Below are 14,214 nucleotides of genomic sequence, written 5' to 3' on the forward strand. Positions count from 1 at the left end.
CCCCGGGTCCTGGCGCGTGTGCGGCAGGACCCGGGGGCGGCTCGGTGGTGGAGCCGCACCGGCGATGCGGTGCGGTGCGGACGGATCAGGCGTCGGCCTTCGCGGCGGACACCGGGGCGGCAGCCGGCCCGGTGCCCGCAGGCGTGGTCCCGGCCGAGGCGGCCGCCGGAGCGGGGGCACCCGCGCCGGCCGTCCGCGGGCCGTGTGTACCGCGCAGGCCGATTCCGCTGATCACCGCGACCAGGGCGAAGGCCACGGCACCGATGGCGAAGGTGAGGGTGAAGCCGGATTCGGCGGGCAGCGCGGGGACTCCCGCCGGGAGGTGCTCGATCGTCTTCGAGGCCAGGATGGTGGTCACGATGGCGCTGCCGATCGCGCTGCCCGTGGAGCGGGAGATCGAGTTGATGCCGTTGGCGATGCCGCTCTGGTGGTGCGGGACGCTCGCCATGATCACGGCCGGCATGGCCGCGTAGCCGAAGCTGACGGCCGCGCCGACGATGAGGCCGGCGCCGATCACCGAGGCGCTGTGCCCGTGGTCCAGGGCCAGCCAGCCGAAGCCGGCGGCGCCGAGGGCCGCGGCCACCGTCAGTGCGGCGCGCGGTCCGCGGTGGCGGACCAGCTGCCCGCCGATGGGCGAGGCGAGGAGCGAGACGATCGCGCCGGGCAGCAGGAACTCCACGGAGGCGCGCAGGATGGAGGCGTCGAAGCCGTAGCCGGTCAGCGCCTCGGGCATCTGGACGAGGTAGGAGACGCCGAGGAAGTTCGCGAACATGCCGAAGCCGACGAGGATGCCGGCCAGGTTGGCCATCAGGACCGGGCGGTGGACGAACATCCGCATGTCGACGAGGGGCTCGCGGACCTTGAGCTCGGTGAACACCCAGACGGCGGTCATGACGACTGCGCCGGCGAAGCTGCCCAGCGTGCGGCCGGAGGCCCAGCCCCACTCGTGGCCCTGGGAGATCGGCAGCAGGAGCAGCAGCAGGGCGATGCCCAGGGTGAGCGCACCGAGGAAGTCCGTACGGCCGCCGGTCTTGTGCCGGGTCGCCGGAACGAGGAAGACGACGGCGAGCAGCGCGAGCACGGCGAAGCCGGTGGCCATCCAGAAGGCGTTGCGGTAGTCGGCGTCGCTACCGGAGGTGAGCAGGCCGGTCGCGACGAGCGCGAGGCCGCTGCCGAACGCGAGGGTGCCGCTGACCAGGGCCATCGCTCCGGGGAGCTTCTGCGGGCGGACCTCTTCGCGCAGCACCGAGAGGGCGAGCGGGAAGATCGCGGTCGCCGCGCCCTGGAGGACCCGGCCGAGGAGGAGCAGGGGGAGCGAGGACGCCAGCGCCGCGATGACGGAGCCCGCGACCATGACGCCGAGTACGGCCACCAGCGTCGGCTTCTTGCCGTGCTGGTCGCCGAAGCGGCCGAGCAGCGGGGTGAAGACGGCGGCGGACAGCAGGGTGGCGGTGGTCACCCAGCTGACGTTGGCGGTGGTGGTGCCGAGATCGCTCCGGATCAGCCCCAGGATCGGGACCGGCAGCGTCTGCATCATCGACACGACCATGGCGGCCAGGCTCAGGGCGAAGACGATGACCGTCTCGTTCCGGCGGCCGCCGGCCTGGGTGGTGGCGGAGGGGGTGGGGCTCATGGCAGGGAGGACCTTTTCAGTGCTTCAGATCGCAGATGTTTGACGTCATCAAGTACTTCGACTCCAGCAGACGGTAGACCTCAATAGTTAAGGTGGTCAAGTAAAAGGTTGATAATGTGAAGCACCTTGAGTACGCTTCGAGCATGAGCACGACCACCCCCCACGCCGTCCCGACCAAGCTGGAGCTGCTGGAGCTGCTCGCCGCGATCGGCACCGCCCAGTGGCGGGATTTCGCGGCGGCCGCCGCACACCACGGCCTCACCTCCACCCAGGCGAAGGTCCTCGCCCAGCTGAACGGCCCGCTCCCGATGCGCGGCCTCGCCACCCTGCTGGTGTGCGACGCCTCGAACGTGACCGGCATCGTGGACCGGCTGGAGGCCCGCGAGCTGGTCCGCCGCGAGGCCGACCCCGCGGACCGGCGCGTCAAGAACGTCGTGGCCACGGATGCGGGCCGCGAGGTGATCCGCCGGGTGCGCGAGGAGATGCAGGCCACGCACGGCGCCCTCGACGTCCTGGACGACACCGAGCGCGCGACGCTCCACACCCTGCTGGAGCGGCTGCGGCCGACCTTGGAGAAGGACGCCTGAGACCGCTCCGAAGCCGCATCGCCCGAACGCGTTGGCCAGGGGAAACACCACCTGACAGACTGCAACGGCTTCAGAACATTCCAGGAGGACGCATGTCAGACGAATCAGACACCCCGCAGAACGAATCGCCGGCCGAGGAAGCCAAGCGCAAGTTCAAGGAGGCCCTGGAGCGGAACGCCGCCAATGCCCAGTCGCAGCAGGCACACCAGAGCCGGGCGAAGATCCAGGGCGCCGGCGGCAACCCCGGGGGCAAGAACAAGAAGGTCCGCCGCAAGACCGGCTGACCGCGGCGGCGTCGCGTTGCCGCGACACCGCCCCTGCCGGCCCCGACGGGGTCCGGGACCTGCACAGGGTCCGGATCCGGTCGGGGGCGGCACCCCCTCGTCCGGATCCGGACGGGGCCCCCAGCGCACGGGGCAATAACCCGGGGCGCACGTGCACGAACGCACCCCGGGAAGAGGAACCGCCCGCCTGTCGGCGTTGGGTCAATCAGCCGACGCCCGACCGCACCGGTGGAGTGCAAGGTTGGGCCACTCGGGTGATGGGTGATAACCCCCGGTGTCCACGGCAGTTGAGCAGCTCGTCCCGCCGAGGGCAGCTATCTCATGCGACAGTGCGACAGAAGAAGGATCTCCCACATGCTCAAGAAGTTCATGGCCACCGCAGCCGCCACCGCCGCCGTTCTGGGTGCCGGTGCCGCCGTAGCCTCCCCGGCGATGGCGATCGGCAACGACAACGGCGTCAACACGGTCAACGGCAACGGCTCCTCGCAGGTCTACGGCAACCAGGAGACCTCCGGCTCCATGAGCCCGCAGATGTCCGCCATCCAGGGCTCCCTGAACAAGCTCTGTGTCGGCCTGCCCGCGAAGGTCAACGCCCAGTCGATCCTGGCCTTCGTCAACGTCGGCGTCCAGGACATCCCGATCGCGTCCAACCCGCAGAACCAGCAGTGCGCCGAGAACTCCACCCAGGCCAAGGGTGACGAGACCGCCTCGCACATCCTGGACAACATCCCGGTCCTCTCCGGCAACCTCTCCGCCGGTAGCTGACCCAAGAACGGAGCGCCGGTGCACCGCCCTTCGGGGCGGAGCACCGGCGCTTCATTTTGGTCTAGACCTTGACAGGTCCAGACCATCCTCGCTTCAGTGGGCGCAGTTGTCCGTTGCCCGTTGCCCCCCACGGCAACTCCCCCCACTGAAGGAGAACTTCCGTGATGCCCATCCTGCGCCGCCGCGCCCTCTCGCTGGCCGCCACCGCGGCCGTCACCCTCGGCCTCGCGATCGCCCTCCCCTCCTCCCCCGCCGCCGCGGCTCCCGCCTGCGCCGGCGCGTGGGCGACCTCGGCCGTCTACACCGGTGGCATGAACGCCTCGTACGGCGGCCACAACTGGCAGGCCAAGTGGTGGACCCAGGGCGAGACCCCCGGCACCACCGGCCAGTGGGGCGTCTGGTCGGACCAGGGTGTCTGCGGAGGCGGAACGACCCCGGACCCGGACCCGACCACCCCCAACCCGTCCGGATTCGTGGTCAGCGAGGCCCAGTTCAACCAGATGTTCCCGAACAGGAACCCCTTCTACACCTACAGCGGCCTGGTCGCGGCCCTGTCGGCCTACCCCGGCTTCGCCACCACCGGTGACGACACCGTCAAGCGGCGCGAAGCGGCGGCCTTCCTGGCCAACGTCTCGCACGAGACCGGCGGGCTCGTGCACATCGTCGAGCAGAACACCGCCAACTACCCGCACTACTGCGACACGAGCCAGTCCTACGGCTGTCCTGCCGGGCAGGCCGCCTACTACGGGCGCGGGCCCATCCAGTTGAGCTGGAACTTCAACTACAAGGCGGCCGGCGACGCCCTGGGCATCAACCTCCTGGCCAACCCCTACCTGGTGGAGCAGGACCCGGCCGTCGCGATGAAGACGGCGCTCTGGTACTGGAACACGCAGAACGGCCCGGGCACGATGACCGCCCACGCCGCCATGGTGAACGGCGCGGGCTTCGGCGAGACCATCCGCTCCATCAACGGCGCCCTGGAGTGCAACGGCGGAAACCCGGCACAGGTGCAGAGCCGGATCAACACCTACCAGGCCTTCACCCAGCTCCTCGGGGTGACCCCGGGCAACAACCTGAGCTGCTGAGCCGGGCCGGCACGGCCTTGGCCGGCACGGCCTTGGTCAGCTCAGCCGCAGCGTGGTGGCCAGCTGGGCCCGGGACCGGACGTCGAGCTTCTGGTAGATCCGGGTCAGCCGGGCCTCCACGGTCTTCACGCTGACGAAGAGCTTCGCGGCCGCCTCCTGGTTGCTGGCGCCCTGGGCCACCAGCACCGCGAGGCGGGTCTCGGCCTCCGTGAGGGCGGCCAGGGGGCGGGCCCCGCCGCCCTCCCCCGGGGAGGGGCACGGGGACGGCTCCCGGGCGAGCTCGGTCCACGGAGCGGCGCCCGCCCGGGCGAAGACCTCGGCCGCCGCCCCCAGCGCGGCGCGGGCGGGTGCGCGCCGGCGGCGGCGGCGTTCCACACGGGCGAGCGCGAGCAGCGTACGGGCCCGCTCCAGGGGGAGCTCGAGGAGCTCGAAGCGCTGCGCGGTGTCCTCCAGCAGGGCTACCGCCGCATCGGCATCGCCCTGCGCCGACAGGCACAGGCCCCGGGCCCGGTCGAGGGCGGCGATGACGCTGGTGCGGCCGAGTGCGAGCGCCGTCGTACGCACCTTCGCCTGGAGTTCGGCGGCCTCCTCGGGTACGTCGGCGGCGACCAGGGCCTCGGCGAGCTCCCCGTGCCAGCGCAGGATCGAGGGGTCCACCACCTGCTGCGCGGCCTCCAGTTCGGCGACGCGGCGCAGGGTGGTGACGGCCTTCGCGGCCTCGCCCGTGGCCAGTTCGACCAGGCCGAGCACGTACAGGCCGCGGGAGAGGAAGACCTGGTCGTGCTCCTCCTGCGAAGCCTGGATGCCGCGCCGGGCGTATCCGGCGGCGCGTGCGAAACCTCCACCCATGGCCTCAGCCAGGGCGGCCAGGTACCAGGCGGGGCCGGGCGAGAGGCCCGCCTCGACGGTCAGTTCCAGGGCGTCGCGGGCGCGCGCGGTGGCAGCCGCGCACCTGCCCTGGCGCAGTTCCACCTCGGTCAGGCTGCGCAGCACCTCGAAGACGTCCTCGGCGGAGCCGGTGCGCCGTACGGCGGGCAGCAGCACGAGCAACTGGCGCCGGGCGTCGGCGTTCCGGTCGTCGAAGAGGGCGTGGCGGACGGCGAGGTACTGCGGGGCGTTGCGCATGCCGAGCGGTACGTCGGGGGCGGGCAGGGCCAGGGCCTCGGCAAGGATCTCCTCGGCGTCCGGGTCCCCGAGGATGCGGCCCATGCGGGCCCGTACGGTCAGCGCCATGGCTTCGGCGACCTGGTCTCCGCCGCTGCGGGCCAGTACCCCGGCCTGCGCGGCGGCGTCGCGGGAGCGGACGGGGTCGCCGTCGCTGAGGTTGTGCTTCCAGGCGGTCCGCAGCCGGACGGCGGCCTGCAGGGCGGGGTCGCCCTCGGCGTCGGCCATGGCGTACGCGAAGGTCTCGTCGAGGGCCCCCAGGGCCTGGCCGGCGGCGTCGATGACGGCGAGGCGGGCCCGCACCCGGTCGCCGGGCGAGGCGTCGCGGGCGAGTACGGCACGGGTGGCACGGCGGGCGAGGTCGGCCCGGCCGGCCCAGCCTGCGTCCTCGGCGGCGGCGACCAGCCGGGCGAGCTCCTCTCCGGGCAGGTGGTAGGGGGTCCGGTCGGCCGCGAGCAGGCCGAGTTCGGCGGCCAGCGCCCGCTGGCCACGGCGCCTGCAGGACGCGGCCGCTTCGGTCACCTCGGCGGCGAGCGCCTGGTCGGGGGCGTCCACGGCCAGCGCGCGGTGGCGTACGGCCTGGACGGGGTCGTCGACGGCGGCGGCCAGCGCGGCGTGTCCGGCAGCGCGTTCGGGCCAGCCCGCGTCGGCGGCCAGCGCGGTCGGCAGGGCCCCGGCCATGAACCGGATCGTGCCGTCCTCTTCTACGGTGACCAGCGCGGCCCGCTCGGCCACGGCGAGCTCGGCCTCCGCGTCCAGGCGGCCGGCCCGGCGCAGCAGCGCGGTGGTGGGGCGCGCGGCGAGGGCGGCGTAGAGCAGGGTGCGTCGGGCCTGGCCGGGGACGACGCCGAGGAGTCGGCGGGCCACCTCGCGGGCCTGGCCGGAGACGGGCAGCGGATCGGCGTGGTGGGCGCCGCCGTCGCGGGACCCGGCGGCTTCGGCGAGGGAGCGGCCCAGTGCCAGGGCGAGGCGCGGGTTGCCTCCGCTGGCCTGGTGGATCCGGCCGGCGAGGCGGGCCGGGAGACCCCGGCGCACCAGCAGCTCGGCGATCTCGTCGGTGCCGAGCGGGGGCACCCGTATCTGGGGGGCGTCCGGTCCGCAGAGGGACTCGGCGAGCGGGGTTCCACCCTGGACGCATTCGGCCGCGAGGACCCGTACCTGCGGCGGGGTCAGGCGCAGGGCGAAGCGGAGCAGGTCGGTGCTCTCCGCGTCGAGCCATTGGGCGTTGTCGAGCGCGAGCAGGACGGGGCCGCGGGCGGCGAGGGTGCGCAGCACCTCGACGACGGCGAGGCGCAGGGCGACGTGGTCGCGGCCGACGCGGGATGCGTCGGTTTCCCGCCGCAGGAGGGCGATGGCGGCGCGCTGCGGTCCGGAGAGGCATTCCAGCGCGGCGGCCGGGACGGAGGCGAGGAGGGCGGCGGCGGCGGCCTCGGGTATCCACCGGTCAGCGGCTCCGGGGGCGAGACGGAGCACGGTCTCGTGGCGCAGCGCGGCGGCCTCGGTGAAGGCGCGCAGCACCTCGGTCTTGCCCGAGCCGGCGGGCCCGGTGAGCAGGGCGCGTCCGTGCGTGGTCAGCGCGCGGTCGACCGCCTTGATCAGTTCGCCGTGTCCGACGGTCGTGTCAGGGTGCCCCGTCGCTGCCACCACGCACAGCCACCAGCCTCTCGGTCCCCGTTCCTGTGCCCTTCCTGTGAGACGCGACAATACGAGGTCGGATGGCCGGTGGGCCCGGATTGTGACGCAGAATTCAGTCACGTGACCGGAAAACCCGCCCGGCCCGTCGATACGCGGTGTATCGGCAGGTCGGGCGGGCTGTTGGTCCGTACTATCGCCCCGTCAGGCCGAGTTGGGCCGCGGCGGGGATCCGGCCCGGAGGGCCGGACTCAGGGGGCCGGACTCAGAAGGTCAGGCTCCAGGAGTCGATCTTGCCGGTGTCGCCGCCGGCGTTGTCGTTGACGCGCAGCTTCCAGGTGCCGTTCGCGACCTCGGAGGAGGCGTTGACGGTGTAGACCTGGTTGATGTTGTCGGCGCTGCCGCCGGTCCGGTTGTGCACGGTGTAGACGGTGCCGTCGGGGGCGACCAGGTCGACCTTCAGGTCACCGATGTAGGTGTGGACGATGTTCACGGCGACCTTGAGGGTGGCCGGGGCGTTGCCGGTGACACCGGTGACGGTGACCGGGCTCTCCACGGTGGTGTTGTCACCGATCGCGAAGTCCGTGGTGTTCTCGAAGCCCGGGGTGGGCGGGGTCGAGGTCACGGCGGCCACGGCCGCGCCGGCGTCGGCGAGGCCGGTGCCGCAGCCGCCGGTGCAGGTGCCGGCCAGCGGGCGGGCGTTCGTCTTGATCGCGGACTCGATCTGGGCCGGGGTCAGCGCGGAGTTCGCCGACTTCAGCAGGGCGGCGAGGCCCGCGACGTGCGGGGCGGCCATGCTGGTGCCCTGGTAGGGCTCGTAGTTCTCGGCGCCGGGGGTGGTGGCGCCGGTGTTCAGGGTGGACCAGATGCCGTTCTCGGGCGTGGTGATGGTGCCGGGCGTGTCGGTGGCGCGGCGGGTCTCACCGCCCGGGGCGGCGACGTCGATGATCGCGCCGTAGTTCGAGTAGAAGGAGCGGTCGCCGGTGCGGTTGCTGGCGGCGACGTTGATCACGTTGTTGCAGCTGGCGGGCGAGAAGCCGGCCGCGTCGGAGTTGCTGTTGCCTGCGGCGACGACGACGGTCGTGCCACGGCCGACGGCGGCGTTGATGGCGTTCTGGTACGTGGCGGTGCAGGCACCCGAGCCGCCGAGGCTCATGTTGATGACCTTGGCCGGGGTGGCGTTGGCCGGGACGCCCGAGACGGTGCCGCCGGAGGCCCAGGTGATGGCGTCGACGATGTCCGAGGTGGCACCGCCGCACTTGCCGAGCACGCGGACGGGCTGGATCTTCGCGCCGTACGCGATGCCGGCGACGCCCTTGGAGTTGCTCGTGGCGGCGGCGATGGTGCCGGCGACGTGAGTGCCGTGCCAGGAGGAGTCACTGGCCTTGGAGCCGGTGCCGCACTCGCCGGCCGCGCTCCAGTCACCCTGGTCGGCGGGGTTGTTGTCGCGGCCGTTGCCGTCACGGGCGGCGGTGGAGCTGGTGATGAAGTCGTAGCCCGCGACCACGTTGGCGGCGAGGTCGGAGTGGGCGACGTAGCCGGTGTCGATCACGGCCACGGTGACGCCCGAACCGGTGGTCGTGTCCCAGGCCGCCGGAACGTTCATGCCGGCGGTGGGCTCGAAGAGGTCCCACTGCTTGGCGTACTCGGTGTCGTTGGGGGTGACGGCGAGTGCGTACGCGCGGGAGTCGGCCTCGACGTAGGCGACGTCGGGGTCGGCGCGGAACTGGGCCATGACGGCGGCCGCGTCGGCGGGGGCGCCGAGGGTGACGAGGGCTGCTCCGGTTCCGAGGCGGCGCTCGAAGGTGGCCTTCTTCGAGGCCTTCTTGCCCTTGGCCGCCACGTCGGCGGCGGCGGCGGAGTTGGAGCCCGCCTCGGCGGCCGAGGCCTTGTAGCCGACGATGAGGTTCTCGACGGGGGCGGCGGCAGCGGGGGCGCCGGCGGCGGGGAGGGTCTGCGAGCCGGGGGCGGGCTCCGCGGCGGACAGCGCCAGGGAGGTGGTGGCGGTGCCGGCGAGCAGGGTGACGGACATCGCCACCACGGATATGAGCCTGCGTCGACTGGATGCGTGCACGGTGTTCCCTTTCGCGGGCCGCCACAGAACGAGCCGGGACGGCCGGTTGGTGCAGTGTGGGAGGTTGACCGGCGGCCGCGGGACCGGAACGGGCTGGTCAAGCCCGCCCGGCCACCGCTGCTGCACACCACGTAGTCGCCTGCCGCGGCGTCGGGGCCGGGCGACGGTGGCACCGGCGAAGGACCGACCCTCTAGCTTCACGCCATGTGGGGTGGGCGCGGGGGCTGTTCGGACGGGGAGGATCGCCGGTGGGCAGACAGTAGGCAAAGCGGGGATGAACGCGATACGGGGAAAACCCTTGTCCGGACCCTGGTGAGGGCGCCGTAGGGCCTGTCGTCGCCTTCCCGTCGTCGCCCGAAGGGCGGGGCAGACGGGAAGGCGACGCCAGGCCCTAGGGTGGGCGGACCCCCGAGGGGCCGCCGGCAAGCGGCCGTTTGGGAGAGCGAGATGAGGAGGTCGGGACGTGGCAGAGCTCCACCCGCCGGTCGAGCCCTACGACAAGGGAATGCTCGACGTCGGCGACGGGAACGTCATCTACTGGGAGATCTGCGGCAATCCGCACGGAAAGCCCGCGCTCGTGGTCCACGGCGGTCCGGGGTCGGGGTGCACCGAGCGCGCCCGGCGGCTCTTCGATCCGGCACGCTACCGGGTCGTCCTGTTCGACCAGCGCGGCTGCGGCCGCAGCACCCCGCACGCGAGCGACCCGGCGACCGACATGCGGCACAACACGACCGCCCACCTGGTCGCCGACATGGAACGGCTGCGCGAGCACCTCGGCATCGGCCGCTGGCTGCTGTACGGCGGCTCGTGGGGCTCCACCCTGATCCTGGCCTACGCCGAACGGCACCCGGAGCGGGTCTCCGAGATCGTCATCGCGGCCGTCACCACCACCCGGCGCTCGGAGATCGACTGGCTGTACCGCGGCGTCGGCCGGTACTTCCCCGAGCAGTGGGACCGCTTCCTCGCCGGAGCCGGCGGCACGGCGCACGACGGCGACCTCGTCGGGGCCTACGCGCGCCTGGCGGCCGATCCCGACGAGGAGGTACGGGCGAAGGCCACGGCGGACTGGTGCGCATGGGAGGACGCGGTACTGTCCGGCGAGACGAACGTCGCCTCCCGCCCGTACACCGGCCGGCCGCCGGCTGCCCGGCTCGCCCTCGTCCGGATCTGCTCGCACTACTTCTCGCACGGTGCGTGGCTGGAGGAGGGCGAGCTGCTGCGCGGTGCCCACCGGCTGGCCGGGATCCCGGGAGTCCTGATCCACGGCCGGCTCGACATGGGCAGCCCCCTCGACACGGCCTGGGAACTGTCCCGCGCCTGGCCCGGCGTGGAGTTGACCGTGGTGGAGGAGGCGGGCCACCTGGGCGGCCGTGCCACCCTCGACCACGTGCTCGGTGCCCTCGACCGGTTCGCGGCCGACGACTGAGAGCCCCTCGGGGAGGCGCCGCCGGGACCCGCCGGGACCCGACCGGACCTGCGCGGAGCTGCCCGGCTCAGGCGCCGGGCGGGTCCGACGGCGGGTTGAGCCTACGGAAGTACGTCCAGCTGGTCTCGTTCGGCTCCGTCCACTTCTCCGGGGCGTGGGCGAACTCCGGGTGACGGGCCTCGATGTACGCGCGGGTCCGCTCCGGGACCTGCGCGTAGGAGCCGAGTTTGCGGCCCCGGCAGTGGAAGACGAGCCCGCCGGGGCGCGGGCCCTGTTCCATCCAGGGGAGCCAGGGCGACATCCGGGTCCAGGACATGGTGGACGGGACGCTGGGCGCGTCGGTGGCGAGGACCGAGGCGGGGGCGAAGAACTGGAAGAGCTCCAGGGCCCGGTAGGTGTCGTCGGCCGAGTTCGCCGGGTACTGCGCGACGGGCAGCGGGGAGGGGTAGGCGAGCGGGATCTCCAGGCTGAAGCAGACCTGGTCGCCCAGTTCGGTCATGGGGACCGGGAAGGGACGCCACCTCTGGTTCGCGGGGTCGTTCCAGACGTGGACCACGGGCTTGTCCTCCCAGGTCTCCAGGATCTCGCGGGTCAGCGGGTCCAGGTAGAACGCGGCCTCCCTGGTGAGGAGCTGGTAGGTCCCCGGCGCCTCGTCCTCCACCAGCCGGGCCACATTGAGGCCTTCGAATCCGAAGAGGCGCCGGTAGGGCTCACCGGGGGCCCAGGAGTGGACGTCGCCCGTCCACCAGAAGGTGACCTCGGTTCCGTCGAGGGAGGCGCGGGTACGGGCGAGGGCCTGCAGCAGGTCTTCTGGTGTCATACCGGGCCACTCTGCGCGGCCGGCCCGCAACGGGCAAGGACCGGACCGGCCATCCGGGGCGGACCGGTGATGCGGGGGCCGACCGGTGATGCGGGGCCGACCGGTCGTGCGGGGCCGGGGCTCAGGATTGCTCGATGAGTGCTTCGACTCCGTCCAGCATCCGTGCGAGACCGAATTCGAAGAGGGTGTCGAGTTCGAGGTCGAACCCCTCCTGGCCGAAGAGGGTGGACAGGGTCGGATAGGCCCCCGCGGTCTGGATCGACTCCATCCGCGGTTCGTTGGAGGCCATCCACTCCTCGGGTGTCATGCCGGTGTCCTGGCGCGCTTGCGACTCCAGCTCGACGGCCGCCGCGACGCCCTGCGCGTACCCGAGAAGAGCGAGGTGGACGTGGATGATCTGGGTCGGTGTCAGCCCCAGGCCTTTCAGAGCAGTGAGGACCCGCTCGGTGTACCGCATCGCGTGGGGTGAGGCCATCGGCCGAGTGAGGGCCGCCATGGCTCGCGCCAGCCAGGGATGGCGCTGGTACAGGCGCCACAGCCAGCGGGCCTCACGTTCCAGTTGCGCGCGCCAGCCGGCTGGTCGCGGCCCCGGTGGTTCTCCGTTGAACGCCGTCTCCGACATCAGCCGTACGAGCTCGCCCTTACTCGGGACGTGGCGGTAGAGCGCCATGGTGGAGACCCCGAACTCGGTTGCGACCCGGCGCATGGAGAGCGCGGCGAGCCCTTCGGCGTCGACGAGGGCGATCGCGGCGCGGATGATGCGATCCCGGGTGAGTCCGTGGTGGGGAGTCGAGGGCCGTTCTCGTCCTGACTCGGCGACCACGGTGCCGACGCCGGGCACGGCCCGTACGAGACCCTCCTGGCTCAGGGCCGCAAGCGCCTTCGTCGCGGTCGCCATGGCGACGCCCCACTCCTGGGTGATGCGCCGGGTCGAAGGGATGCGGGCACCGGGCACAAGCTCACCCGAGGCGATGCGCCGGCGGATGTCGCCGGCGATGCGGAGGTAGGGCGGTTCCACAGTCATGGCCGCACTGTACTAGTGCACCGACAAGGCATCGCAGCTGTTCAAAGCCGATCAATGGCGGGGTGCACTAGGTACCTGTTTGCGGCGTACGCCACGCTCCCGGTTCCCTGCCGTTCATGGAGAACTCACCCGGCCCCCGCGCGGGGCGCAAGGAATGGACCGCCCTGGGCGTCCTGATGCTGCCCCTGCTCCTCGTCTCGATGGACGTCTCGATCCTGTACTTCGCGATTCCCTACGTCAGCCAGGACCTGGAGCCCAGCGCGACGCAGCAGTTGTGGATCCTCGACATGTACGGCTTCGTCCTCGCCGGGCTGCTCATCACGATGGGTGCGCTCGGCGACCGGATCGGCCGGCGCACGCTGGTGCTCGCGGGAGCGGTGCTCTTCGGAGCGGCCTCAGTGGCGGCCGCCTACGCGCACACGGCTGAACTGCTCATCGCCGTGCGCGCACTGCTGGGTCTCGGCGGCGCCGCCCTGATGCCCTCGACCCTCGCCCTGATCCGCAACCTCTTCCACGACGAGAAGCAGCGCGGCAAGGCGGTGACCCTGTGGACCGCCGTCATGACGACGGGCATCTCGCTGGGGCCCGTCGTCAGCGGTCTGCTGCTGGAGCACTTCTGGTGGGGCGCGGTCTTCCTGATCAACCTGCCCGCGATGGTGCTGCTGCTCGTGCTGGTGCCGTTCCTGGTGCCGGAGTTCACGTCGGCGAAGCGCGAACGCTTCGACCTGCCGAGCGCGGTGCTGTCACTCGGCGCCGTACTCCTGGTCATCTACGGCATCAAGGAATGGGCCCGGCACGGGTACGAGCCGCTGCCCACCCTCTCCATCAGCGTGGGGCTGGTGCTCGGCTTCGTCTTCGTGCGCCGGCAGAAGCACCTCGCGCATCCGATGATCGACCTCGGCCTGCTCGGCCGGCGCAGCTTCGGCGGCCCGGTGTTCGCCAATCTCCTCGCGATGTTCGCCACGGTCGGGATGGCCGTCTTCCTCACCCAGTACCTGCAGTCCGTCCTCGGCCTGAGCCCGTTCAACGCCGCACTGTGGAGCCTGGTACCGGCCGCCGGGGTGGCCGTCATGGCCCCGGCCGGAGCCGCGCTCGCACAGCGCGTGGACCGTGCGTACGTCATGGGCGGCGGCTTCCTCCTCTCCGCCTGCGGATTCCTGTGGCTGACCCAGGTACGCACCGACTCGGCACTCTGGTTCACCCTCGCCGGCGCCTCCCTGTACGCGGGCGGCCTGGTCGCCGCCATGACCCTCGCCAACGAACTCGCCCTCGGCGCGGCCCCGCCGGAGCGCGCGGGATCGGCCGCGGCCGTGCTGGAGTCGGGCCAGGAGCTCGGCGGCGCGCTGGGCATGGCGATCCTCGGATCCATCGGGGCAGCGGTGTACACCCGGGACATGGCCGGAGCACTGCCCTCGGGAGGACCGCAGGCCGAAGCCGTCCGCGAAACGCTCGGCGGTGCGACGGCCGCCGCCGCCCAGCTGACGGACGGGACCGCAGACGCCGTACTGGCGGCCGCCGGTGACGCGTTCACACACGGGATGAGCTACGCAGCCGTAGGCGCGGCCATCGTCATGGCCGGCGCCGCCCTCTTCTCGTTCACATGGCTGAGGGGCGCGGGCAAGACGACCCGCACGACGGAATCATCTGCCGACCCGCGGCCCGCGACCCTCGCGTCGTGATGGCCGGTCGTCCTGGTTCGAACACCAAACCGGTCCTGCAG

The 14,214-nt window shown here is 72.2% G+C and carries 11 protein-coding genes; 6 read left to right on the forward strand and 5 right to left on the reverse strand.

Translation table 11 applies throughout. The features are described 5' to 3' along the window. Nucleotides 1-85 precede the first annotated feature (85 nt). Nucleotides 86-1,633: an MFS transporter gene (locus AC3IYI_RS00985; RefSeq protein ID WP_489408369.1), complete on the reverse strand. Its 1,548-nt coding sequence runs from the start codon at nt 1,631-1,633 to the stop codon at nt 86-88. Nucleotides 1,634-1,776: 143 nt separating this feature from the next. Between AC3IYI_RS00985 and AC3IYI_RS00990 the strand changes: the two genes are divergently transcribed. From AC3IYI_RS00990 to AC3IYI_RS01005, 4 genes are all read left to right on the forward strand, one after another. Beyond that, nucleotides 1,777-2,220, forward strand: a complete 444-nt coding sequence (locus tag AC3IYI_RS00990) for a MarR family winged helix-turn-helix transcriptional regulator (RefSeq protein WP_489408370.1) — start codon at nt 1,777-1,779, stop codon at nt 2,218-2,220. 92 nt (nt 2,221-2,312) lie between these two features. Further along, nucleotides 2,313-2,504, forward strand: coding sequence for a DUF5302 domain-containing protein (locus AC3IYI_RS00995; RefSeq protein ID WP_389694838.1), 192 nt, complete (start codon nt 2,313-2,315; stop codon nt 2,502-2,504). A gap of 354 nt (nt 2,505-2,858) precedes the next feature. Next, complete coding sequence (locus AC3IYI_RS01000) at nt 2,859-3,269, forward strand: rodlin (protein ID WP_489408371.1); 411 nt, start codon at nt 2,859-2,861, stop codon at nt 3,267-3,269. 164 nt (nt 3,270-3,433) lie between these two features. After that, nucleotides 3,434-4,354: a glycoside hydrolase family 19 protein gene (locus tag AC3IYI_RS01005; protein WP_489411835.1), complete on the forward strand. Its 921-nt coding sequence runs from the start codon at nt 3,434-3,436 to the stop codon at nt 4,352-4,354. A gap of 36 nt (nt 4,355-4,390) precedes the next feature. Here the strand turns inward: AC3IYI_RS01005 and AC3IYI_RS01010 are convergent, their stop codons facing one another. Both AC3IYI_RS01010 and AC3IYI_RS01015 read right to left on the reverse strand, forming a co-directional pair. Then, the gene (locus AC3IYI_RS01010; protein WP_489408372.1) at nt 4,391-7,165 is read right to left on the reverse strand and encodes a helix-turn-helix transcriptional regulator; all 2,775 of its coding nucleotides are present in this window, start codon (nt 7,163-7,165) and stop codon (nt 4,391-4,393) included. Nucleotides 7,166-7,415: 250 nt separating this feature from the next. Further along, on the reverse strand, nt 7,416-9,182 hold the full coding sequence (locus AC3IYI_RS01015) for a S8 family peptidase (protein WP_489411836.1): 1,767 nt from the start codon (nt 9,180-9,182) through the stop codon (nt 7,416-7,418). Between the two features lie 547 nt (nt 9,183-9,729). On the opposite strand from AC3IYI_RS01015, the gene pip reads away from it, so the two are divergent. After that, nucleotides 9,730-10,650 carry a prolyl aminopeptidase gene (gene pip / locus AC3IYI_RS01020; RefSeq protein WP_489411837.1) on the forward strand — a complete coding sequence of 307 codons (921 nt, stop codon included), beginning with the start codon at nt 9,730-9,732 and terminating at the stop codon, nt 10,648-10,650. 67 nt (nt 10,651-10,717) lie between these two features. On the opposite strand, the gene AC3IYI_RS01025 is transcribed toward pip, so the two are convergent. Both AC3IYI_RS01025 and AC3IYI_RS01030 read right to left on the reverse strand, forming a co-directional pair. Further along, entirely contained in the window at nt 10,718-11,470 is a 753-nt protein-coding gene (locus tag AC3IYI_RS01025) for a DUF1838 family protein (protein ID WP_489408373.1), read from the reverse strand. Between the two features lie 121 nt (nt 11,471-11,591). Then, nucleotides 11,592-12,494 carry a TetR/AcrR family transcriptional regulator C-terminal domain-containing protein gene (locus AC3IYI_RS01030; protein ID WP_489408374.1) on the reverse strand — a complete coding sequence of 301 codons (903 nt, stop codon included), beginning with the start codon at nt 12,492-12,494 and terminating at the stop codon, nt 11,592-11,594. Between the two features lie 116 nt (nt 12,495-12,610). Between AC3IYI_RS01030 and AC3IYI_RS01035 the strand changes: the two genes are divergently transcribed. Continuing rightward, nucleotides 12,611-14,173, forward strand: coding sequence for an MFS transporter (locus tag AC3IYI_RS01035; protein WP_489408375.1), 1,563 nt, complete (start codon nt 12,611-12,613; stop codon nt 14,171-14,173). Nucleotides 14,174-14,214: the final 41 nt, after the last annotated feature.

It is taken from the genome of Streptomyces sp. GL_148, assembly GCF_057834205.1.

Coding starts and splice junctions, on each gene's coding strand:
- AC3IYI_RS01000 (WP_489408371.1), top strand. CDS start 2,859: ATGCTCAAGAAGTTCATGGCCACCGCAGCCGCCACCGCCGCCGTTCTG.
- AC3IYI_RS01015 (WP_489411836.1), bottom strand. CDS start 9,182: ATGTCCGTCACCCTGCTCGCCGGCACCGCCACCACCTCCCTGGCGCTG.
- AC3IYI_RS00995 (WP_389694838.1), top strand. CDS start 2,313: ATGTCAGACGAATCAGACACCCCGCAGAACGAATCGCCGGCCGAGGAA.
- AC3IYI_RS01025 (WP_489408373.1), bottom strand. CDS start 11,470: ATGACACCAGAAGACCTGCTGCAGGCCCTCGCCCGTACCCGCGCCTCC.
- AC3IYI_RS01035 (WP_489408375.1), top strand. CDS start 12,611: ATGGAGAACTCACCCGGCCCCCGCGCGGGGCGCAAGGAATGGACCGCC.
- AC3IYI_RS01005 (WP_489411835.1), top strand. CDS start 3,434: ATGCCCATCCTGCGCCGCCGCGCCCTCTCGCTGGCCGCCACCGCGGCC.
- pip (WP_489411837.1), top strand. CDS start 9,730: ATGCTCGACGTCGGCGACGGGAACGTCATCTACTGGGAGATCTGCGGC.
- AC3IYI_RS00985 (WP_489408369.1), bottom strand. CDS start 1,633: ATGAGCCCCACCCCCTCCGCCACCACCCAGGCCGGCGGCCGCCGGAAC.
- AC3IYI_RS01030 (WP_489408374.1), bottom strand. CDS start 12,494: ATGACTGTGGAACCGCCCTACCTCCGCATCGCCGGCGACATCCGCCGG.
- AC3IYI_RS00990 (WP_489408370.1), top strand. CDS start 1,777: ATGAGCACGACCACCCCCCACGCCGTCCCGACCAAGCTGGAGCTGCTG.